Raw genomic sequence first — 20,123 nt, 5'->3', positions numbered from 1 at the left:
GAGGGGAGCCCGCGCACCGGCGGGGCGGGAATGATCGACGGGTTCGCGATCGGACATCACACGGCGGACGAGGACGGCTGGCTGACCGGTACGACGGTGGTGCTGGCCACGGAGGGTGCCACCGGCGGGGTGGACGTCCGTGGCGGTGCGCCCGGCACCCGCGAGACGGACCTGCTGGACCCGACGGCGATGGTGGACCGGGTCGACGCCGTGGTGCTGACTGGTGGCAGCGCGTTCGGGCTGGCCGCGGCCGACGGCGTGATGACCGGGCTGGAGTCGCGCGGGCGGGGCTGGCCGGCCGGTCCCGGACTCGCCGTACCGATCGTCCCCGGCGCCGTGCTGTTCGACCTCGGCCGCGGCGGCGATCCGGCTCGGCGACCGGATGCGTCCTTCGGCCGCGCGGCGCTCGAGGCGGCCTCGGCCGATCCCGCCCGGGGCTGCGTCGGCGCCGGGACGGGTGCGGTCTGCGGCGGGCTGAAGGGCGGCTTCGGCTATGCCGAGCGCGACCTCGGCGAGGTGTCGGTGGCGGCCGCGGTCGTGGTCAACGCGGTCGGCTCGCCGGTCGACTCCGCCACCGGGCGGCTGCTCGGCGACCTGTCCGGGCGGCTGGCGACCCCGACCGACGACGAGCGCCGGGCGCTCGCCGAGGCGGCACAGCGGAACGGCCCGCCGCTGAACACCACCATCGGGGTCGTGCTGACCGACGCGACCCTCGGCAAGGCGCAGGCCACCCGGCTCGCCGCGATCGCCCACGACGGCATGGCCCGGGCGATCCGGCCGATGCACACGATGTTCGACGGAGACGCCGTCTTCGCGCTCGCCTCGGGCCGGACGCCCCTGACTGACCCGTACGGTGGTCTGCTCGCGTTCAACGCGCTGCTGGTCGCGGCCGCCGACGTGTTCACCGAGGCCTGCCTCGATGCCCTGCTCGCCACGGAGACCCGCGGCCGCTGGCCGTCGTACCTCGACCTCGCCCCCTCCGCCCGCCCCTGACCGCCGGCCAGCCGCCCCCCCGGCCCGGAAACTGTGCGCGTCTTGCAGCGACACGCCGGCGGCGACTGCCAGATCCGCACAGTTTCCGGGGGGAGGTGGGACGCTCCGGCGGTGAGATATCCGGCCGGGGCCGGAATGTGGGTTCCTAGACTGGCGTTGCCGACCAGGCACACCCAGCACGAACGCGCACCCGACGAGGAACGATGAAGGCACTGCTGCTCGAGAACATCCACCCCGAGGCCGAACGACTGCTCACCGAGCGCGGGATCGAGCTCGTGACGGTCAAGGGGGCGCTGGACGAGGCCGAGCTGGCGGTCGCCCTGGAGGGCGTCCAGCTGCTCGGCATCCGGTCGAAGACCCAGGTCACCCGCGAGGTGCTGGAGGCCGCGCCCGACCTGGTCGCCGTCGGCGCGTTCTGTATCGGCACCAACCAGGTCGACCTGACCGCGGCCGCCGAGAACGGGGTGGTCGTGTTCAACGCGCCGTTCTCCAACACTCGGAGCGTGGTCGAGCTCGCCATCGCCGAGATCATCGCGATGGCCCGGCATCTGACCGACAAGAACGCCGACCTGCACCGGGGCGTCTGGGACAAGTCCGCCAAGGGCGCGCACGAGGTCCGCGGACGCACGCTCGGCATCGTCGGATACGGCAACATCGGCAGCCAGCTCTCGGTGGTGGCCGAGGCGCTGGGGATGCGGGTGTACTTCTACGACATCGCCGACAAGCTGGCCCTGGGCAACGCACAGCGCTGCGACAGCCTCGAGGAACTGCTCGGCAAGGCGGAGACCATCTCCCTGCACGTCGACGGCCGGCCCGGCAACGCCGGTCTGTTCGGTGCCGAGCAGTTCGCCCTGATGAAGCCGCGCAGCCTGTTCCTCAACCTCTGTCGCGGCATCGTGGTCGACCACGGCGCGCTGCGGGCGAACCTGGAGTCCGGCCATATCGCCGGGGCGGCGGTCGACGTCTTCCCCGAAGAGCCGAAGGCCGCCGGTGACCCGTTCGTCTCCAGCCTGCAGGGACTGCCGAACGTCATCCTCACCCCGCACATCGGCGGCTCCACCCAGGAGGCGCAGGAGGACATCGGCCGGTTCGTCGCCGGCAAGCTGCGCGACTTCGTGTCCGCCGGCACGACCACGATGTCGGTCAACCTGCCGAGCGTGCAGGCCACCGACGCCGTACCCGGCCGCTGCCGGATCCTGCACGTGCACCGTAACGTGCCGGGAGTGCTGGCCACCGTGAACGGCGTGCTCGCCGACTCCGCGGTCAACATCGAGGGGCAGACGCTGTCCACCCGGGGCGATCTGGGGTACGTCGTCACCGACATCGCCGGGCCACTCCCGGCCGAGCTGATCGAGAAGCTGGAGAACCTCGACGAGACGGTGCGGCTGCGGATCATCGGCTAGCCGATCGGTCCGCGGCCCGCCGGCGTCAGGACTTCTTGCGGCCCTTGCGCAGGATCCGACCGACCAGCCAGGTCAGCGCGGTGCCGACCACGAGCACCCAGCCATAGCGCTTGAGCACCGACGGCAACACGGTCGTCAGCGCGTTCAGGGCCGGCTCGTCGCGCGGGTAGGCCGTGCCGTACTGCGGGGCGTTGGTGGGCGCGGGCCGGCTGGCGCCGTTTCCGGCGGCCGCGGCCGGCGCGGCTCCCGCGTCGGCCAGCGAGGTCCGCGGATAGCGGTGTCGCCCGATGGTGCCCGCCGGCTCGACGGGGGCGGCCTCGGGCCCACTCGCCGCCTGGCCGCCCGGCGCAGCGCCCGCGCCGGCGGTCTCCGCCCGCTTGGGCTCGGGCCCCATGGTCGGCGGCAGCGGTGGCGGTGGGGCGACGTAATCGGGTCGCCCGATGCCGGCCTCGAAGCCTTCCTGGACCCGGTCGGCGAAGGTCAGCAGCAGCTTGTTGCTGACGTCCTCGATCACGCCTCGACCCAGTTGTGCCGGCCGGCCGCTGATGCCGAGGTCGGTCTTGATCTCGATATCGGTGAGCCGGCCGTTCTCCCACATCTCGACGTACACCTTTGCGAGCACACCGCTGCCACCGCGCAGGTCGGACCCCCTGGCCTCGACCACCGCCCGGTGCGCGGCGTCGTCGCGCTCCACGAACGTGCCCGAGCCCTTGTAGTTCAGCGTCGGGCCGAACTTGATCCGGACCGAGCCGGAGAAGTCGTCGCCGTCAAAGGAGTCGATCGACGCGCCCGGAAAGCACGGCGCGAGCCGGTCGATGTGATTGAGGGCGTACCAGGCTTCGTCGATCGGCGCCTGCACGCTGAAGCGGTGCACGAGATCCATTGGGCCATCTTGTCAGTGCCGGTCCGGGATCTGCGAGGGGCTGCCCGAGGAAGTCCGGGCGGGTCTAGCCGGCGAAACCGCCCGGATCGTCGGGTACGTCCTCGGCCCCGGCGTCGGACTCCTCGGCCTCGCCGCCGAGCCGGCTCAGCAGTTCCTCGTGCAGCCGCCCGTTGCTCGCATAGGCCCCCGCGCCGTTCGGACCGGGTACGCCGTCGAGGTCGGTGAACGCGCCGCCGGCCTCGGTCACCACCACCGAGCAGGCCGCCATGTCGTGCAACGCGAGGTCGGGCTCGCAGGCCAGGTCGACCGCGCCCTCGGCCAGCAGCATGTAGGACCAGAAGTCGCCGTACGCCCTGGTCCGCCAGCAGGTCCGCAGCAGGTCGACGAACGGCTGGCCCAGGCCCGCCTCGACCCAGCCGTCCAGCGAGGAGTAGCTCAGTGACGCGTCCTCCAGGCTCGCCACGTCGGACACCCGGCACGGGCTGGCCGACATCAGTGACTTGCCGGCGTAGGCGCCCGCGCCCAGGCTGGCCCACCAGCGGCGGCCGAGGGCCGGCGCGCTGACCACGCCGACGGCGACCTCGTCGTTGATCATCAGCGCGATCAGGGTGGCCCACACCGGCACCCCCCGGACGAAGTTCTTGGTGCCGTCGATCGGGTCGATCACCCAGCGCCGCGGCCCCCAGCCGGTGTCGGCCATCTCCTCGCCGTGCACGGCGTCCCGCGGCCGCGCCCGGCCGAGCGTCTTGCGCAGCACCTGCTCGACCGCGGTATCGGCATCGGTGACCGGCGTCAGGTCCGGCTTGGCGGTGACGTGCAGGTCGAGCGCCTTGAACCGGCTCATGGTGATCGAGTCCGCGTCGTCGGCGAGCAGGTGAGCGAGCCGCAGGTCGTCGTTCAGGTTGCGGAAGGCCGCTTCGTCGCGAGCCAGGCGGTTCTGCGGAGGGCGGGTCGCTGCGGACATGCCGCTTACGCTACTGGCCGGAACTGATCATCCGCCGGAACGACGCCACCCGCTCCGGGTTCAGCTCGCCCCGCTCGACCGCCGCGTCCAGTCCGCACTCCGGCGCGCCCTCGACGTGCGTACAGCCGCGCGGGCAGTCCTGGGTGAACGCGGCCAGGTCGGAGAACGCGGCGATGATCCGGGCCGGGCTGACGTGACTGAGGCCGAACGAGCGGACGCCCGGGGTGTCGATCACCCAGCCCGCTCGGGTGCCCGGTGCCGCGTCCGCGGCGGCCGGCAGCTCGAGCGCGATCGCCGAGGTGGAGGTGTGCCGGCCCCGGCCGGTGACCTCGTTGACCGCGCCGATCGCCCGCTTCGCGCCCGGGATGAGCGCGTTGACCAGGGTCGACTTGCCGACCCCGGAGTGGCCGATGAACACCGTCCGGTGTCCGGCCAGCGCGGTCCAGAACGCTCTCAGGTCCGAGCCGGGAGAGGTGACGAAGACCTCGACGTCCAGTGGTTCGTACGCCGCCAGCAGCTCGTCCGGCGCGGCCAGGTCGGCCTTGGTCAGGCAGAGCAGGGGAGTGATCCCGGCGTCGTAGCCGGCGACCAGGATCCGGTCGATCATCCCGGTCCGCGGCGGCGGGTCGGCGAGCGCGGTGACGATCACCAGCTGGTCGGCGTTGGCGACGATCGGGCGCTCGTACGGGTCGTCGTCGTCCGCCGTCCGGCGCAGCACGGTGCTTCTTTCCTCCACCTCTACGATCCGGGCCAGGGTGCCCTCGTCGCCGGAGGTGTCGCCGACGACCCGAACCCGGTCGCCGACGATGACGCCCTTGCGACCCAGCTGACGCGCCTTGGTCGCGGTCACCTCACGGTCCCCGATCAGGGTCTGGAACCTGCCCCGATCCACCGTCACGACCATGCCGATCTCGGCGTCGGAGTAGTCCGGCCGGTCCTTGGTCCGCGGCCGGGTCCGGCGCCGCGGCCGCTCGAACGCCTCGTGCTCGTCGGTCCGCAGGTCGTCGAACCAGGTCACGGGCTCGCGTCCAGCCGGCCCGCCACTTGCTCGGCCGCGACCGAGTCGTCGATCATCTTCTGCCAGCGCTCGACGAAGTCCGGCATGGTCTTGCCTACGCAGGAGACGTCGTCGAGGGTGATCTCGTCGACCACCAGGCCGAGTAACGCGCCGGCGTGCACCATCCGGTGATCCGCGTACGTCGGCCAGCTGATCCCGGCCAGCACGTGCGGGTGGATGATCAGCCCGTCATGCGTCTGCCGGACCCGCGCGCCCAGCGCGTCCAGGTTGGACTCCAGCGCGGCCAGCCGGTCGGTCTCGTGGCCGCGGATGTGGGCCACGCCGTGGATGTGGCTGGACTGCAGCGCGAGGGCGGCCAGGGCCGCGACCACCGGAGTCAACTCGCTGGCGTCGTTGAGCCAGATGTCGATGCCGTGCAGCTCGTTGCGGCCGCGGACCACCAGCGAGTCGCCCTGGAACGACACCTTGCCGCCGAACTTCTCCAGCACGGCACGCAGCTGCGGTGCCGGCTGCCCGGTGGTGGAGGGCCAGCGCGGGATGGCGATCCGCCCGCCGGTGAGCAGTGCGGCACCGAGGAACGGCGCGGCGTTGGCGACGTCCGGCTCGATCACGACGTCGCGCGGCTTGATCTCGCCGGGGGCGACGATCCACCGGTTGGGTTGGGTGTCGTCGACCCGGACGCCGCGCTGGCGCAGCATCGAGACGGTCATCCCGATGTGCCCGGTGGACGGGATGCTGGGCCCTTGGTGCCGCAGGTCGAGCCCGTCGGCCAGCCGGGCACCGATCAGCAACAGCCCGGAGACGAACTGGCTGGAGGCCGATGCGTCCAGCATGACCGAGCCGCCGCGCAGAGCGGGATCACCGGAGATCATGAACGGCAGCGCCATCCGGTCGCCCTCGACGGTCGCGCCGAGCGCGGCGAGCGCACCCAGCAACGGCTCCATCGGCCGGTCGTAGGCCTGCCGGTCACCGTCGAACCCGACCTCGCCGCCGGCCAGCGCGGCGAGCGGCGGCACGAACCGCATCACCGTGCCCGCCAGCCCGCAGTCGATCGTGCCCCCGGCGGTGAACTGCTCGGGCGGGGTGACGACCCAGACGTCGCCGTTCTCCTCGATCGTCACGCCGAGGGTGCGCAGCGCGTCGCGCATCAGCGCGGTGTCGCGGGCCTCCAACCCACCGGTGATCGCGGACGGGCCGCTGGACAGCGCCGCCAGCACGAGTGCGCGGTTGGTCTCCGACTTCGAGCCGGGAACGGTGACGGTGGCGTTGACGGGAACCGGCGCGAGTGGCGCGATCCATTGCTGTGGGGCCTCGGGCACGACCGCGAGTCTACGAGTCGGCAACCGGGATGTGCCCTGAGCCCGCCGTGTGACGTGCGCTGAGGCCCGTCGGAGGGAGTCAGCAGTACGGCAGCTTGCGGACGACGTACCCCCGCAGCTGGAGGTTCTTGATGATCACCGGCAGCGCCCGGACGGTCTGGGACCGGTCACCGCCCCCGTCGTGCATCAAGACGATGCTCCCGTTGTGCACCTGCGGCCCGGACGCGCGCTGCGCGATCACCCCGGCGCCCGGCCTGGTCCAATCCTGGGTGTCGACGGTCCACAGCACCTCGCGGCCGCCGTACGCCCGGATCGACGCGCGGACCGCGGCGTTCGTGGCTCCGTACGGCGGACGTACGCATCGGGCGCGGGGGCCTCTCGCCAGCTCCGCCCGCCGCTTCGCCGGGGTCAGCTTCGTCAGGTCCGCGTGATCGTAGGTGTGGTTGCCGATCGTGTTGCCGCCGGCCCGGACTTGGCCTGGCAGCGCGGGATGCTCGGCGACTCGGATGCCCATCTCGAAGAAGGTCGCCGTCGAGCCGGTGTCCTTCAAGATCTTCAGCACTTCCGGTGTGTACGGCCCCGGCCCGTCGTCGAAGGTCAGATAGACGACGCCCTTCGAGCCGGGCTTCACCGGCTTCTTCGGCACGATCACCTTCGGGATGTCGGCTGACGTCGACGGTGTCTTGCGCGGGGTGGGGGTGCTCGGCCCGGGCTTGCCCGGGGTCGGCTTGCTGGTCCTCGGCGCGCTCGGGGACGGCGCGTTCGGGGATGGGGACCCTGCTGGCGTCGACGACGCGGCGGGCGCCGACGGGCCGGCCGGTGTGCTCCGGTGCGGCGTATGCGACGGCGAGGCGGACGTGCGGTGCCCGGTCGGGACGGCCGCCATGGGCGAGGTGTCGCCACCGGGCGACGGGCTGAAGATCACGGTCAACAAGATCAAGGCGGCGGCGGCCAGCCCCAGGCCGACCGCCAGGTGACGAGGTCTCAACGGCCCGGATCACCTCTCCGGGCACGGAGTCGTTCATTCGCCACCGCGCGATCGTATACGCGCGAAACAAGCGATCGCAGCGCCGAGCCGGCCCGTTCGCCGGCCCGACGCCGAGTCGTTATCCGCCCGTCACCGGGCGGGGGTTCAGTTGTCGCCCAGGGTGATGTTGGCGGCCACGTCGGAGGCAGCCTTCTGCGCCTTCTTGACCTGCTTCTGGGTCTCCTTGGCCACCGCTGACGCCTTCTTGCTCGCCGCCTTCTGCAGGTCGGCGGCCTTGTCGGTCGCGCTGTCGGCGACGTTGCCCACGGCCTTGCCGGCCTGCTTCTGCGCCTTCGCGAACTGCTTCTGCGCATCCTTGGCCGCGCTCTTGGCGTCCTTCAGCGCCGGCTTCGCGGCCCGCTCGGCGGCCTTGCGGGCGTCGGCCGCCTGCTTGGCCGCCTGCTTGCGTGCCTTGCGCGACTGGGTGACGACCGCGCCGGCCAGCATGGCGCCCTCGGCGAGCGCGGCATTGGTGATCGCGCTGGTCGACCTGGCCACCTTGCGGCCGGCCTTCTTGGTGTCCTTGGCGAGGGTCTGGCCGCCCTTGTGCGCGCGGTAGGCGATGCTGGGCTTGCCCTCGGTGTCGACCGAGGCGAGCAGGACTCCCCCGAGCAGGCTCGCGTTCTTGAGGAAGTGCGCGCGATCGTCCGCCCGCTGCTCGGGATCCTCTCGGCTCCAGAACGGATACTTCGCGATCGTGCTCGGCACCAGCGTGCCGGCCAGCAGGAGGGCACCGAGCCGGCGGCCGAATCCGGTGGCCAGCGCCAGGCCGCCGAGGACCTCGGCCGCACCGTTGATCCGGACCAGGGTCTTCGCGTCCTGCGGCACGTAGCCGGCCACGGGCTCGGGGGCGTACTGCTTCACCAGCGGCACCACCTTGTCGGCCAGCGGCTCCGCCGCCGGCACCAGAGGCGTCGGGTCCTTCAGGGACTTGATCCCGGACGCGATGAAATACGAGGCAAGGAGGGTACGGCCCGCGGCACGGATGATGCTCATGGCTCCATTCCTACCCTGTCGCTCGGGGGCCGCAAACGCCAGGTCAGTGGCTAACCTGTCCGACATGTGTGGTCGCTACGCCCTCGCCGCGGATCCGGAGGAGCTGGTCGAGGAGTACGACATCGACGACCTGTTCGCCGGACTGCCGGGACCGGACTACAACGTTGCGCCGACGGCGGCCGTGGCCGCCGTGTTCGAGCGCACGGTCAAGGACACCGGGGAGGTACGTCGCCGGCTGGCCCCGCTGGTCTGGGGCCTGGTCCCGTCCTGGTCCAAGCAGGCCGGCGGCGGCGCCCGGATGATAAACGCCCGGGTGGAGAGCGTGGCCGAGAAGCCGGCCTTCCGCCGAGCGTTCAGCCTCCGTCGCTGCATCCTGCCGGCCGACGGCTTCTACGAGTGGTATCAGCCCGAGGGCGCCGGGCCGGGGACCAAGGTGAAGAAGCAGCCGTTCTTCATCCACCGCGGCGACGGCGGCCGGCTGGCGATGGCCGGGATCTACGAGATCTGGCGGGACCCGACCAAGGACCGCGAGGACGACGCTGCCTGGCTGCGGACGTGCTCGGTGATCACCACCCAGGCGACCGACGCGGCCGGCCACGTGCACGACCGGATGCCGATGGTGATCCGCCGGGAGGCGATCGATCGCTGGCTGGACCCGGCCGTGACCGACCCGGCCGCCGCCCTGGAGCTGCTCAGCGTGACCGAGGCCGAGCAGCTGGCGGCGTACGCGGTGTCGACAGCCGTCGGCAACGTGAAGAACAACGATGCCTCGCTGCTCGAACCGCTTGCCCCAGACGACGAGCAGGACACCCTGATCTGACGATCCGATGACCCTCTTGCTGGAGGTGCCGACGCCGCTCGGACCCGGTCGCTGGCACATCGACGCGGCCCCGGAACCGGTCGCCACCCTGCTGCTCGGCCACGGCGCGGGCGGGGGAGTGACCGCGATGGACCTCGACCTGCTCGCCCGGAAGCTGCCGGCCGAGGGGGTCACCGTGATGCGCTACGAGCAGCCGTGGCGGGTGGCGGGCCGCAAGGTCGCCACCCCGCCACCCCAGCTCGACATCGGCTGGCGGGGAGGGGTGGACGCCCTGGCCGCCGACGGCCTGCTCACCGACGTGCTGTTCTTCGGCGGCCGCAGCGCCGGCGCCCGGGTCGCCTGCCGGACCGCGCCGGACTACCCGGTCGCGGGGGTGGTCTGCCTCGCGTTTCCGCTGCACCTGCCCGGCCGGCCGGAGAAGTCCCGGGCCGCCGAGCTGCTCACTCCGACCGTCCCCCGGCTGGTGCTGCAGGGCAGCAAGGACACCTTCGGCGGCCCGGACGAGATCCGGGCCGCCACCGCCGGCGATCCCGGTGTGGTGCTGGTCGAGCTGCCCGGCGCCGACCACGGCTACCGCACCGCCAAGGCGGCTCCCTTCACCCCCGCCGACCTGCGCGCCCGCCTGCTCGCCTCGGTCGCCGACTTCATCGGGATACCTGTCGATCCTGCCGGCTAGACGCGGCAACATCGACAGGTATCCCGCCGGACGTCGGCTCGGATCAGTGGCGAAGAATGGCCCCGGGCGTCTACTACACGGTCTCGTCCGATCCGCCGTGGATCGCGTGGGCCTGGGCGGGGTTCCTCATCGGCGGCGAGCCCGCCCGGATCGGCGGACCGGCGGCACTGAGGCTTGCCGGGCTATCGAACGGGCGCCGTCCACGATCACGGTGCTGAGCCCGCCGGAGCTCCGGCGTCGGGTATCTCCGCGAGGTGGAGCGCGCCCACGCCTTGCCGACCGGCTCCCGCCAGGTCCGGCGCCGCGGGACCGAGTGCGACGTCTGGTACGCCGAGTTCGGCGTCTTGGTGGAGCTGGACGGGCTCCGGGGGCACACCGGTGAGGGTGCATTCCGCGACCTGCGCCGCGACAACCGGGCAACGACCGACGGCTTGGCCACGCTGCGCTACGGCTGGCGTCACGTCGTCGGCCGGCCATGTGAAGTCGCTGCTCAAGTGGCGGAGAACCTCACCAGGCGAGGGTGGGCCGGGGTGGCGACCTGCTGTGCCCGTTGCAGCCTCGCCGCCTGACGGGATACCCGTCGATCGTGCCGGGTAGACGCGGCAGGATCGACCGGCATCACGTCGGAATAACCGAGTGCGCGCGACGTTGAACTAGCCATGATGACGCTCACCCGCGAGGCGCCGGCCTACCCGCCGGTACGCTCGTACGTGATGATCATCCCGACCCCCGCGGAACCGACGGCCGACGCCGTCGTCGATCCGACCCCTGAGCCTGCGCCCGAACCGACCGAGACAGAGGCTGAGCGCAACGCCCGCTTCGAGGCGGACGCGCTGGGCTACCTCGACCAGCTCTACGCGGCGGCGCTGCGGATGACCAGGAACCCCGCCGACGCGGAGGACGTGGTGCAGGAGACCTACGCGAAGGCGTACGCGTCGTTCCACCAGTTCACCCCGGGCACCAACCTCAAGGCCTGGCTCTACCGGATCCTCACCAACACCTACATCAACAGCTACCGCAAACGGCAGCGGGAGCCGCAGATCTCCGACTCCGAGAACGTGGAGGACTGGCAGATCGCACGCGCGGAGTCGCACACCTCCAGCGGGCTGAAGTCGGCCGAGACGGTCGCGCTGGAGAACCTGCCGGACTCCGACGTCAAGGAGGCGTTGCAGGCGCTGGCTCCCGACTTCCGGCTCGCCGTCTACCTCGCCGATGTCGAGGGTTTTTCGTACAAGGAGATCGCCGAGATCATGGGAACGCCGATCGGGACGGTCATGTCGCGGCTGAACCGCGGTCGCACCCAGTTGCGCAAGCTGCTGGGCGACTACGCGCGCGAGCGCGGCCTGGTGCGCCATCGGGAAGAGAGCCGAGCATGAGCCAGCACGACGTGACCGATGGGCAGGACGACTGCACCAAGGTGCTGAAGCAGGTCTACCAGTTCCTGGACAACGAGCTGGACACGGCGAGCGGAGACGCGATCCGCGAGCACTTGGCGGCCTGCGAGCCGTGTCTGGACCGGTTCGACGTCGAACAGGCGGTGAAGGCGCTGGTGCACCGCTGCTGCGGCAACGACCGGGCACCGGACGCGCTGCGGGCCAAGATCATGCTGCAGATCACCACGGTGCGAACGACCACCATCATCAGCTGAGCACGCGAAAACCCCCGGCGACCTGGTCACCGGGGGTTTTTGGCCGTCACGACCTACGCGTTGGGGCGCTTGCCGTGATTGGCGCCCTTCTTGCGCCGCGCCCGCCGCTTACGTCCACCCTTAGCCATGGTTCCTCCTTCGAATTGCCCGCCCTATGATGCCATGCCCGCGAACCCGACCATCGGTCGCGAGCGTCGCTGGGATCGCGCCCCGACCCTGTCTGGACGAGTGAGCGAGTGCGGCGGGCGCTTTTTCCGCCGCGCGAGCGAAGGAGGAAGACAGGGTCCTCCAGGGCGCGGTCCCAGCGAGCGACCGCCGAATATCAATGGACCGGCTTCGACTCGTCGACGATCCGCTGAACTCCCGGGTCGTCGACGTCGGCGAAGTAGTCGGACTCTCGGGTGATGTCGGTCCCGTTGCTGAGCTTGGCCGCCCGGAAGATCAGGGTGGCCAGCAGCACGACGATGATGTTGATCGCGAGCGCCGTCAGCCCGATGTAGCCCGCTTTGCCGAGAATCGGCACCACTGACAGCGAGTTGCCGAACGGCCGAGTGGTGCACGCTGTGCAGTACCCGTACGCGGTGACCGTGCCGTAGACCATCCCGACCGCCCAGCCGAGCAGCAGCGCCCAGCGGTGGAACCACTTCGTGAACAGCCCGAACACGATCGCGGGCAGCGTCTGCAGAATCCAGACGCCGCCGAGCAGCTGGAAGTTCAGCGCGTTCTGCCGGTCCAGGAACAGCACGAACAGCAGCGCCCCGAACTTCGTGATCAGCGAGACGATCTTGGAGACCTTCGCCTCCTGCGCGTCGGTCGCCTCCGGCTTCAGGTATGCCTTGTAGATGTTCCGGGTGAACAGGTTGGCCGCTGCGATCGACATGATCGCGGCCGGCACCAGCGCGCCGATGGCGATCGCACCGAAGGCGACGCCGGTGAACCAGCCTGGGAAGTAGTCCTCGAACAGCTGCGGGATGACCAGCTGCGGGTTCACCTTGCCGTCCAGCCCGATCGGCTTGGTCCCGGCCTTGATCGCGACATAGCCGAGCAGGGCGAGCAGTCCGAGCAGCAACGAGTACGCCGGCAGGAACACGGCGTTGCGGCGACCGGTCTTGCGGTCCTTGGAGGACAGGGTCGCCGTCACGCAGTGCGGGTACATGAACAGCGCGAGCGCCGAGCCGAGCGCCAACGACGCATACGCCCAGTGCAGCGCCGGTCCGGGGATGAACACACCGGTGGGGAGTGCGGGGTTCGCCGCCGACGGGGCTGCCATCTTCGTCTGGGCCGCGTCGAAGATCCCGCTCCATCCGCCCAGCTTCGCCGGGAAGTAGACGATGGCGACCGCGATCACCAGATAGATCAGCGAGTCCTTGACGAACGCGATCATGGCGGGCGCCCGGAGACCGGAGGAGTAGGTGTAGGCCGCCAGGACGGCGAAGGCGATCAGCAGCGGCAGATCCTTGGCGAGAACGCTGCTACCGCCGAGGCCGACGACCTCCAGCACGGCCTGGATGCCGACCAGCTGCAAGGCGATGTACGGCATGGTCGCGAGGATGCCGGTCAGTGCGACGGCCAAGCTCAGGCTCCGCGTTCCGTACCGGCCCTGCACGATGTCCGCGGTGGTCACGTACCCGTGCCGATGGGCCACCGACCACATCCGGCCGAGGAAGAAGAAGATGATCGGATAGAGCACGATCGTGTACGGGACGGCGAAGAAGCCCGACACCGCACCGGTCGCCCACATGGCAGCCGGCACCGCGATGAAGGTGTATGCCGTGTACAGGTCGCCGCCGAGCAGGAACCAGGTCACGACCGTGCCGAAGCTCTTGCCGCCGAGGCCCCACTCGTGCAGAGACTGCAGGTCCTTCGGCTGCCGCCACTTCGCGGCCAGGAAGCCGACGACGGTGACTGCGACGAACAGCAGGATCAAGACGATCAGCGCCGGCCAGTCGATCCCGGTCACTTGGATTCCCCCGATCCACGCTTCGGGTGGTCCCGCTCGAATCGCTCACGCTCGCGTTTCAGCAGGAGGAAGGCGATCCCGCACAGGCCGGCGGCGATGAACACCCACAGCAGCTGGTACCAGTAGAAGAACGGGAAGCCGAACAACCGGGGTTGATCGAAGGCGTACGTGCCGACCAGCAGCGGCACTACGATGCCGACCAGCAGGATGATCGCGACGGCGATCCGGGTCGGGGTCGGGCGCCAGCGCGGATCGCCGGGATCGTCCCGGACGGGTGGGGGCGAGGACTGGGTCGGGGACAACGGACCTCCTGTGGACGTGTCACGGGGTCGCGTCGAAGCGGTGGTGTCCGGACCGTGGAGGTGTGGTCGAGGGGGCAACCAACCCGGCGCGTACTTAGTTGGGCACGCTACTGCACCGGTGGCAGCCAGGCGAGGGTCCACCCTCGCGCGTGTCGCCGCGCGTCGCACTGGCGGCGCATAGGGTTCTCCCCATGCCGTCGATGTCGGAGATCGTCTCGGAGCACACGGAGCTCTCCGAGACCGAGTACGCCTGGCTGAAGCTGCTGGTGGCGGACTGGCAGCTGTTGGCCGACCTCTCCTTCTCCGATCTCGTGCTGTGGGTGCCCGACCGCGACGAGAACGTCTATTGGGCGGCGGCCCAGATCCGGCCCACCACCGGGCCGACCTGCCTGGTGGACGACGTGGTCGGCGACCTGATCGCGTACGCACCAGAGCACCTGGTCTCGGAGGCCTTCCTCAGCGGCAAGATCACCCAGACCAGCGAGGGCAAGCTGCACGCCGGCATCCCGGTCGCCGTCCACGCAGTGCCGGTGCCGTACCACGGTCGGGTGATCGCGGTGCTCGAGCAGCACACCAGCCAGCTCGGCGTCCGGATGCCGAGCCAACTGGAGCGGGCCTACCTGGAGACGGCGGCCCAGCTGGCCGGGATGATCACCGCCGGCCAGTTCCCGGTCCCCGGCGACGCGACGAACCAGATGCTCAGCCCGCGGGTCGGTGACGGCTTCATCCGGCTGGACGCTGACGGCAACGTGGTCTATGCCAGCCCGAACGCGCTCAGCGCCTACCGCCGGATCGGCCTGATCGGCGACCTGCTCGACGAACACTTGGCCTCGCTGTCGGCGGATCTGATGCCGACGTCGGTGGTGCCGGTCGACGACTCGGTGCAGTCCGCGCTCTCCGGCCGGGACATCCGGCGCGCCGAGCTGGTCTCGGGCGAGGCCCACATGCTGCTGCGCACCGTTCCCCTGCGGGAGGACGCGCACCGGGTGGGCGCGATCGTGCTCTGCCGCGACGTCAGCGACCTGCGGATCCTGGAGCGGGAGCTGGTGACCAAGGACGCGACCATCCGCGAGATCCACCACCGGGTGAAGAACAACCTGCAGACGGTTGCCGCGCTGCTCCGGATGCAGGCGCGCCGGATCGACTCGCCCGAGGCCAAGATCGCGCTGGCCGACGCGATGTCGCGGGTGGCCTCGATCGCGATCGTGCACGAGACCTTGTCCCAGGCCTTCGACGAGGTGGTCGAGTTCGACAAGGTGGCCGACGGGTTGCTCCGGATGGTCGGTGACGTGGCGGCGGCCGCTGCACACGCGTCCACGGTCCGGATCGGGACCTTCGGCGAGGTCTCGGCCGACGTGGCCACCGGGCTCTCGATGGTGCTGACCGAGCTCTGCCAGAACGCGATCGAGCACGGGCTGGCCGACCGCCCGGGCCGGGTCGAGGTGATCCCGACGACGATGGGCCGCCGGCTGCGGGTGGAGATCGTGGACGACGGGGTCGGCCTGCCGCCGGACTTCGACCCTGCCGGCAGCCGGAGCCTCGGCCTGTCGATCGTGCGGACGCTGGTGGCCGAGCTGGAGGGCACCTTCGATCTCGGGCCCAATCCGGCCGGTCAGGGCACCCGTGCGGTGGTCGAGATCTCGCTCGGTCAGCCCCGCCGCCGGCAATGAATATTGCTCCGCTCGGGCAAGCCCTCGCTCCGCGCTCCGCTGCGCTTCAGGCCGGCTGAGCTTGATTGCTCCGCTCGGCAAGCCTCGCTCCGCGCTCCGCTGCGCTTCAGGCCGGCTCGTTCGTCGCGTTCGGTGAGACGGAAAGGCGTGTCTCACCGAACGCTCCTGCACTCCCCGGCGCGCAGCGTCGGTGGTCGCTGGGTTTTGCGGACCTTCTCATGTGCCCTGAGCTTGTCGAAGGGTCGCTCGGGACCGGACAGGTGCCCTGAGCTTGTCGAAGGGCGCTTGAGACCGGAATTGTGCCCTGAGCCTGTCGAAGGGCGCTCGGGACCGGAGACGTGGCTCGGACGCCGGGGACAGAGATCAGCGCCGGGCGTGAGGCCCGGCGCTGAGGTGGGTGTTGCTGATCTGGTTGACGGTGATGTGGTGTCGGTTGCTGGACGAGGTGATGTGCCGCACGCGGACGTACGGACTCAGGCGGTGCGGATCCGAGCCCGGGCCGCGCGCCGCTTCAGGGCCCGCCGCTCGTCCTCGCTGAGGCCTCCCCAGACCCCGTGATCCTGTCCCGCTTCCAGCGCCCACTGCAGGCAGGCGTCCTTGACGGAGCACCCCCGGCAGACTTGTTTGGCCTCTTCGATCTGGAGCAGGGCCGGACCGGTGTTTCCGATCGGGAAGAACAGTTCCGGGTCCTTGTCCAGGCAGGCGGCCTTGTGGCGCCAATCCATATGGGGAACCTCACTCCTATCTCATGGCTCGGGGGATCCGCAGGCGGAGCCCCCGTTCGAGGGAAATTGCGAGTCCTCTACACTGAAGCGCTCGGCCTCCCCAAGACTTCCAAATGCCGGGCGGTCCGCACAAGGGTTTGAGGCGTCGGGTCGCTCACATTTCACCTTGCCCTCAGGTTCCGCCCAGGACGGCAGCCGATCCACCGTTCCCGCTGGTCATACCCCGATCAGGCCAGTTGACGCACTGGTCCGCAGCCCTACAGTGGGAGCCGTGACGACTCCGCGCTCGACCGGACGGGCACCCGGGCTAGTCGTCGCCGCATCGGTGCTCGCCGTGGAGGCACTCGGTCTGCTCGGCCTGGCCGTCCTGCAGCTGAGGGAGATCGACGGCTCGTCGTCGATCGCTGCCGGGGTCGGGTTCGCGGCCTACGGGGTATTCCTCGGCCTCGTCGCCCGAGGACTGCTCAGGCGCCGGCGCTGGAGCAGGGGCCCGGCCGTCGCGAGCCAGCTGATCCAGCTGCCGATCGCCTGGACTCTACGCTCTGGAGCCGACGCCTGGCTGGCCGCCATCCTCGTGGTGACCGCGGTCGTCGCCGTCGTCGGCGTCCTGGTGGCGAGCTCGACCGCCGCCCTGCTGCCGCGTGACGCGAACCCGGCGCCGGGGCCCGATCCCGACTCGACCCCGGACCCGACCGGGAAAGGTGGGCGGAAACGGCAAGGCTGAATCGACTCACCCTGCCGCTGGTGCCCACGTTCGGTCTGGGGCGGGCCCCGATCAGTCCAGTCCGGCGAGCTCCTCGGCGTGCCGAGCCTCCACCTCGGCCTGCTGCTTCACGCGGTTGAGGAACGTCTTGGTGCGCTCGTGCTGCGGATTGAGCAGTACGTCGTTGGGCGCCCCTTCCTCGACCACCACGCCGGCGTCCATGAACACCACCCGGTCGGCCACCTCGCGGGCGAAGCCCATCTCGTGGGTGACCACGATCATCGTGGTCCCGTTCTTGGCGAGGTCGCGCATCACGTTCAGTACCTCGCCGACCAGTTCCGGGTCGAGGGCAGAGGTCGGCTCGTCGAACAGCATCAGTTCGGGCTTCATCGCCAGGGCCCGGGCGATCGCGACCCGCTGCTGCTGCCCGCCGGACAGCTGGGCTGGATAGAAGCTCGCCCGATCCTTCAGCCCGACCATCTCGAGCAGCTGCATCGCGTCGGCCTGAGCCTGCGCCTTCGACACCTTCTTGACCTTGGTCGGCGCCTCGACGACGTTCTCCAGCGCGGTCATGTGCGGGAAGAGGTTGAACCGCTGGAACACCATCCCGATCCGCGACCGCTGCCGGGCGATGTCCTTGTCGTGCCGGACGTGCAGCTTGCCGCCCCGCTCCTCGATCCCGATCAGCTCGCCGCCGACCCAGATCCGGCCGCCGGTGAGCGTCTCCATCTGGTTGATCAGGCGAAGGAAGGTGGTCTTGCCCGAGCCGCTCGGCCCGAGCAGGCAGACGACCTCGCCCTTGTCCACGGTCAGGTCGACGCCCTTGAGCACCTCGTTGTGACCGAAGTACTTCATCACGTTGACCGCTCTGACCAGGTGGCCCTCGGTCGGACGTGCTGCGGAGGTCGTGTCGGTGCTCACTTCGCACCTCCCGCCTGCAGCCCGGCCGCGGCCTTGTCCTTGTCCGACTTCACCTTGGTGCCGAAGCCGCGGCCGAACCGCTTCTCCAGGTAGGCCTGGCCGATCATCAAGATGCTGGTCGCGATGAGGTAGTACAGCGTTGCGGCCACGAAGACCGGGAACAGCTGGAACGTCCGGGCGCCGATCTGGGAGAGCTGGAAGAACATCTCCGTCGACAGCGGCAGCGCGATCAGCAGCGAGGTGTCCTTCAGCATCGCGATGGTCTCGTTGCCGGTCGGCGGCACGATCACCCGCATCGCCTGCGGCAGCACGATCCGGCGCATGGCCAGACTGCGGCTCATCCCGACCGCCTGGGCGGCCTCCATCTGCCCCTTGTCCACGCTGTTGATGCCGGCGCGCGCGATCTCGGCCATGTAGGCCGCCTCCGAGGCCGCCAGGCCGACGATGGCCCCGACGAACCCCGAGAACAGCGTGTTGGCGTCGACGCTGTAGAAACGCCAGTCACCGGACAGCCCGAGCCACTTGATGAACACCCAGTCGAACGGCACGCCGATGCTCAGCCCGCCCTTGCTCAGCGGGAACAAGATGCCGAGCACGCCCATGATGGTCAGCAGCACCAGTCGCGGGATGGCCCGGAAGAACCAGGTGTAGAGCCACGACACCCCACGCAGGATGGGGTTGGTGGACAGCCGCATGATGGCCAGGATCACGCCGCCGATGACACCGAAGAACATCGCCAGCACCGTGCACATCAAGGTGCCCTTGATGAAGCCCTGGATCACCACCTGCTGGTTCATCGCCTCGAAGACGAAGGGCCAGTTGAAGGCCGGGTTGAACAGCAGCAGGTGCAGGAACATCAGGGCCAGCACCGCCAGCACGGCGATCGCGACGTAGCGCCACGGATGCCGGACCGGCACGGCATCGATGATGCCGGGCCGGTCCTGTTCCTCGACGGTCTGTGTTTGGGTCGCCGGCTCGGTCATGAGCGGAGCCTCTCGCGAGTGCAGAAATGTTCTGTGCCGACACGCGTTTCGTCGGCACAGAACACGACGAGCGCGCGAGACCTGGCGGAGTTCATGACCGGGGAGCGCGGAGCGCGACCGTGGTCACTGCTTGACCTCGAAGGTGTCGACGGCGCCGCCCTCGGTGCCCCAGGCCTTGAGGATCTTCTCGTAGCTGCCGTCCTCCTTCATGGCCTTCAGCGCCTCCGCGACCGCGTCGGCGAGCTGCTGGTTGTCCTTCGACACCACGACGCCGTACGGGGCGGCGTCGTACACGTCGCCCAGCAGCTCGAGCTTGCCGCCCGACTTGGACACCGCGTACGCCGTCACCGGCGAGTCGGCCAGCATCGCGTCCGCCTTGCCGGTGGCCACCGCGGCGGTCGCGGTGTCCTGGCCGGCGTACTTCTGGATCTTGATCGGGTTCGACCCGCACTTCTTCTGCCGGGCCGGCAGATCCTCCTGGTCCTGAACGGTGTTGGCCTGGACGGCGACCGTCTTGCCGCACGGGTTGTTGGGGTCGACGCCGGCGGGGTTGCCGGCCGCGGTAGCCCACTGGGTGCCGGCGGAGAAGTAGCTGACCATCAGGACCTGCTTGAGCCGATCCGGGTTGATGGTGAAGGAGGACACCGCCATGTCGTACTTGCTGCTGGTCACGCCCGGGATCAGGCTGCCGAACGGCGCGTTCTGCCACTCCGCGGTGACGCCGAGCTTCTTGGCCACGGCGTCGAACAGGTCCACCTCGCTACCGACGATCTTGTCGCCCTCGGTGAACTGGTTGGGCGCATAGCTCGCGTCCGTGCCGACCACGATCTTGCCGGCGCTGCGGATCTTCTCCGGCAGCTTCGCGTTGAGGTCGGCATTGGCGCTCACAGACACACTCGGGGCGGGCGAGGCGTCGCCACCGCTCAACGAGTTGGATCCGCAGGCGCTCAGCACGAGCGCGCCGATCGCGGCGGCGGCGAGGGCTGCCTTGACTCTGAGTTTCACGTCATTCCTCCAAGGACGAATCTTTTTCCGCTGGAGCAGGTCGGGCACGCACATCGCCGCCGACGCTGCCGTCTAGATCAGATACTTGCACGCAAACAACGGCTAAC

23 protein-coding genes are annotated in these 20,123 nt (G+C 70.0%); 10 read left to right on the top strand and 13 right to left on the bottom strand.

Annotation, left to right across the window (positions count from 1 at the left end):
* The first annotated feature begins 30 nt into the window (after positions 1-30).
* Together ABD747_RS11840 and serA are read left to right on the top strand one after the other, a co-directional pair.
* On the top strand, positions 31-993 hold the full coding sequence (locus ABD747_RS11840) for a P1 family peptidase (protein ID WP_344804678.1): 963 nt from the start codon (positions 31-33) through the stop codon (positions 991-993).
* Positions 994-1,196: 203 nt separating this feature from the next.
* The gene (gene serA / locus ABD747_RS11835) at positions 1,197-2,396 is read left to right on the top strand and encodes a phosphoglycerate dehydrogenase (protein WP_425562513.1); all 1,200 of its coding nucleotides are present in this window, start codon (positions 1,197-1,199) and stop codon (positions 2,394-2,396) included.
* Between the two features lie 25 nt (positions 2,397-2,421).
* Here the strand turns inward: serA and ABD747_RS11830 are convergent, their stop codons facing one another.
* The 5 genes from ABD747_RS11830 to ABD747_RS11810 form a co-directional block, all read right to left on the bottom strand.
* Complete coding sequence (locus tag ABD747_RS11830) at positions 2,422-3,279, bottom strand: SRPBCC family protein (protein ID WP_344804676.1); 858 nt, start codon at positions 3,277-3,279, stop codon at positions 2,422-2,424.
* 64 nt (positions 3,280-3,343) lie between these two features.
* On the bottom strand, positions 3,344-4,243 hold the full coding sequence (locus tag ABD747_RS11825) for an inositol monophosphatase family protein (RefSeq protein WP_344804674.1): 900 nt from the start codon (positions 4,241-4,243) through the stop codon (positions 3,344-3,346).
* A 10-nt stretch (positions 4,244-4,253) separates the two neighbouring features.
* The gene (gene rsgA / locus ABD747_RS11820; protein ID WP_344804672.1) at positions 4,254-5,261 is read right to left on the bottom strand and encodes a ribosome small subunit-dependent GTPase A; all 1,008 of its coding nucleotides are present in this window, start codon (positions 5,259-5,261) and stop codon (positions 4,254-4,256) included.
* Positions 5,258-6,580, bottom strand: a complete 1,323-nt coding sequence (gene aroA / locus ABD747_RS11815) for a 3-phosphoshikimate 1-carboxyvinyltransferase (RefSeq protein ID WP_344804670.1) — start codon at positions 6,578-6,580, stop codon at positions 5,258-5,260. Before aroA ends, rsgA begins: the two co-directional genes overlap by 4 nt.
* A gap of 79 nt (positions 6,581-6,659) precedes the next feature.
* A complete protein-coding gene (locus ABD747_RS11810) occupies positions 6,660-7,226 on the bottom strand; it encodes a polysaccharide deacetylase family protein (RefSeq protein ID WP_344804668.1) in 567 nt (188 codons plus the stop codon).
* Between the two features lie 13 nt (positions 7,227-7,239).
* Here ABD747_RS11810 and ABD747_RS11805 point away from each other — a divergent pair, with 13 nt between their 5' ends.
* Entirely contained in the window at positions 7,240-7,557 is a 318-nt protein-coding gene (locus ABD747_RS11805) for a hypothetical protein (protein ID WP_344804666.1), read from the top strand.
* A gap of 155 nt (positions 7,558-7,712) precedes the next feature.
* Here the strand turns inward: ABD747_RS11805 and ABD747_RS11800 are convergent, their stop codons facing one another.
* On the bottom strand, positions 7,713-8,603 hold the full coding sequence (locus ABD747_RS11800; RefSeq protein WP_344804664.1) for a DoxX family protein: 891 nt from the start codon (positions 8,601-8,603) through the stop codon (positions 7,713-7,715).
* 64 nt (positions 8,604-8,667) lie between these two features.
* On the opposite strand from ABD747_RS11800, the gene ABD747_RS11795 reads away from it, so the two are divergent.
* From ABD747_RS11795 to rsrA, 5 genes are all read left to right on the top strand, one after another.
* Complete coding sequence (locus tag ABD747_RS11795) at positions 8,668-9,423, top strand: SOS response-associated peptidase (protein WP_344804662.1); 756 nt, start codon at positions 8,668-8,670, stop codon at positions 9,421-9,423.
* Positions 9,424-9,430: 7 nt separating this feature from the next.
* Complete coding sequence (locus ABD747_RS11790; protein ID WP_344804661.1) at positions 9,431-10,099, top strand: alpha/beta hydrolase family protein; 669 nt, start codon at positions 9,431-9,433, stop codon at positions 10,097-10,099.
* A gap of 254 nt (positions 10,100-10,353) precedes the next feature.
* Positions 10,354-10,668: a hypothetical protein gene (locus ABD747_RS11785; protein ID WP_344804659.1), complete on the top strand. Its 315-nt coding sequence runs from the start codon at positions 10,354-10,356 to the stop codon at positions 10,666-10,668.
* A gap of 144 nt (positions 10,669-10,812) precedes the next feature.
* A complete protein-coding gene (locus ABD747_RS11780) occupies positions 10,813-11,475 on the top strand; it encodes a sigma-70 family RNA polymerase sigma factor (RefSeq protein ID WP_425562517.1) in 663 nt (220 codons plus the stop codon).
* Positions 11,472-11,747 carry a mycothiol system anti-sigma-R factor gene (rsrA, locus tag ABD747_RS11775; RefSeq protein WP_344804655.1) on the top strand — a complete coding sequence of 92 codons (276 nt, stop codon included), beginning with the start codon at positions 11,472-11,474 and terminating at the stop codon, positions 11,745-11,747. The genes ABD747_RS11780 and rsrA overlap by 4 nt, the downstream gene beginning before the upstream one ends.
* Positions 11,748-11,800: 53 nt before the next feature.
* On the opposite strand, the gene ABD747_RS26710 is transcribed toward rsrA, so the two are convergent.
* From ABD747_RS26710 to ABD747_RS11765, 3 genes are all read right to left on the bottom strand, one after another.
* Positions 11,801-11,875 (bottom strand): 50S ribosomal protein bL37, encoded by a 75-nt coding sequence (locus tag ABD747_RS26710; protein ID WP_425562516.1) that lies wholly within the window; start codon positions 11,873-11,875, stop codon positions 11,801-11,803.
* 194 nt (positions 11,876-12,069) lie between these two features.
* A complete protein-coding gene (gene mctP / locus ABD747_RS11770; RefSeq protein WP_344804653.1) occupies positions 12,070-13,707 on the bottom strand; it encodes a monocarboxylate uptake permease MctP in 1,638 nt (545 codons plus the stop codon).
* Complete coding sequence (locus ABD747_RS11765; RefSeq protein ID WP_344804651.1) at positions 13,704-14,009, bottom strand: DUF3311 domain-containing protein; 306 nt, start codon at positions 14,007-14,009, stop codon at positions 13,704-13,706. The genes mctP and ABD747_RS11765 overlap by 4 nt, the downstream gene beginning before the upstream one ends.
* Before the next feature lie 191 nt (positions 14,010-14,200).
* Here ABD747_RS11765 and ABD747_RS11760 point away from each other — a divergent pair, with 191 nt between their 5' ends.
* The gene (locus tag ABD747_RS11760) at positions 14,201-15,679 is read left to right on the top strand and encodes a sensor histidine kinase (RefSeq protein ID WP_344804649.1); all 1,479 of its coding nucleotides are present in this window, start codon (positions 14,201-14,203) and stop codon (positions 15,677-15,679) included.
* Positions 15,680-16,152: 473 nt separating this feature from the next.
* On the opposite strand, the gene ABD747_RS11755 is transcribed toward ABD747_RS11760, so the two are convergent.
* Complete coding sequence (locus ABD747_RS11755) at positions 16,153-16,404, bottom strand: WhiB family transcriptional regulator (RefSeq protein ID WP_344804647.1); 252 nt, start codon at positions 16,402-16,404, stop codon at positions 16,153-16,155.
* 271 nt (positions 16,405-16,675) lie between these two features.
* On the opposite strand from ABD747_RS11755, the gene ABD747_RS11750 reads away from it, so the two are divergent.
* Entirely contained in the window at positions 16,676-17,128 is a 453-nt protein-coding gene (locus tag ABD747_RS11750) for a hypothetical protein (protein ID WP_344804646.1), read from the top strand.
* Positions 17,129-17,179: 51 nt separating this feature from the next.
* On the opposite strand, the gene ABD747_RS11745 is transcribed toward ABD747_RS11750, so the two are convergent.
* From ABD747_RS11745 to ABD747_RS11735, 3 genes are all read right to left on the bottom strand, one after another.
* A complete protein-coding gene (locus ABD747_RS11745) occupies positions 17,180-17,983 on the bottom strand; it encodes an amino acid ABC transporter ATP-binding protein (protein WP_425562515.1) in 804 nt (267 codons plus the stop codon).
* A gap of 41 nt (positions 17,984-18,024) precedes the next feature.
* Positions 18,025-19,011, bottom strand: coding sequence for an amino acid ABC transporter permease (locus tag ABD747_RS11740; RefSeq protein ID WP_344804644.1), 987 nt, complete (start codon positions 19,009-19,011; stop codon positions 18,025-18,027).
* Positions 19,012-19,134: 123 nt separating this feature from the next.
* Positions 19,135-20,016 carry an ABC transporter substrate-binding protein gene (locus ABD747_RS11735; protein ID WP_344804642.1) on the bottom strand — a complete coding sequence of 294 codons (882 nt, stop codon included), beginning with the start codon at positions 20,014-20,016 and terminating at the stop codon, positions 19,135-19,137.
* Positions 20,017-20,123 lie beyond the last annotated feature (107 nt).

This window comes from Microlunatus ginsengisoli (assembly GCF_039537205.1).
GTDB lineage: Bacteria > Actinomycetota > Actinomycetes > Propionibacteriales > Propionibacteriaceae > Microlunatus > Microlunatus ginsengisoli.
This window is presented reverse-complemented; position numbering and strand designations above follow the sequence as displayed.

Coding starts and splice junctions, on each gene's coding strand:
- ABD747_RS11840 (WP_344804678.1), top strand. CDS start 31: ATGATCGACGGGTTCGCGATCGGACATCACACGGCGGACGAGGACGGC.
- serA (WP_425562513.1), top strand. CDS start 1,197: ATGAAGGCACTGCTGCTCGAGAACATCCACCCCGAGGCCGAACGACTG.
- ABD747_RS11830 (WP_344804676.1), bottom strand. CDS start 3,279: ATGGATCTCGTGCACCGCTTCAGCGTGCAGGCGCCGATCGACGAAGCC.
- ABD747_RS11825 (WP_344804674.1), bottom strand. CDS start 4,243: ATGTCCGCAGCGACCCGCCCTCCGCAGAACCGCCTGGCTCGCGACGAA.
- ABD747_RS11805 (WP_344804666.1), top strand. CDS start 7,240: ATGTCGGCTGACGTCGACGGTGTCTTGCGCGGGGTGGGGGTGCTCGGC.
- ABD747_RS11800 (WP_344804664.1), bottom strand. CDS start 8,603: ATGAGCATCATCCGTGCCGCGGGCCGTACCCTCCTTGCCTCGTATTTC.
- ABD747_RS11795 (WP_344804662.1), top strand. CDS start 8,668: ATGTGTGGTCGCTACGCCCTCGCCGCGGATCCGGAGGAGCTGGTCGAG.
- ABD747_RS11790 (WP_344804661.1), top strand. CDS start 9,431: ATGACCCTCTTGCTGGAGGTGCCGACGCCGCTCGGACCCGGTCGCTGG.
- ABD747_RS11780 (WP_425562517.1), top strand. CDS start 10,813: ATGATCATCCCGACCCCCGCGGAACCGACGGCCGACGCCGTCGTCGAT.
- rsrA (WP_344804655.1), top strand. CDS start 11,472: ATGAGCCAGCACGACGTGACCGATGGGCAGGACGACTGCACCAAGGTG.
- ABD747_RS11760 (WP_344804649.1), top strand. CDS start 14,201: ATGCCGTCGATGTCGGAGATCGTCTCGGAGCACACGGAGCTCTCCGAG.
- ABD747_RS11755 (WP_344804647.1), bottom strand. CDS start 16,404: ATGGATTGGCGCCACAAGGCCGCCTGCCTGGACAAGGACCCGGAACTG.
- ABD747_RS11740 (WP_344804644.1), bottom strand. CDS start 19,011: ATGACCGAGCCGGCGACCCAAACACAGACCGTCGAGGAACAGGACCGG.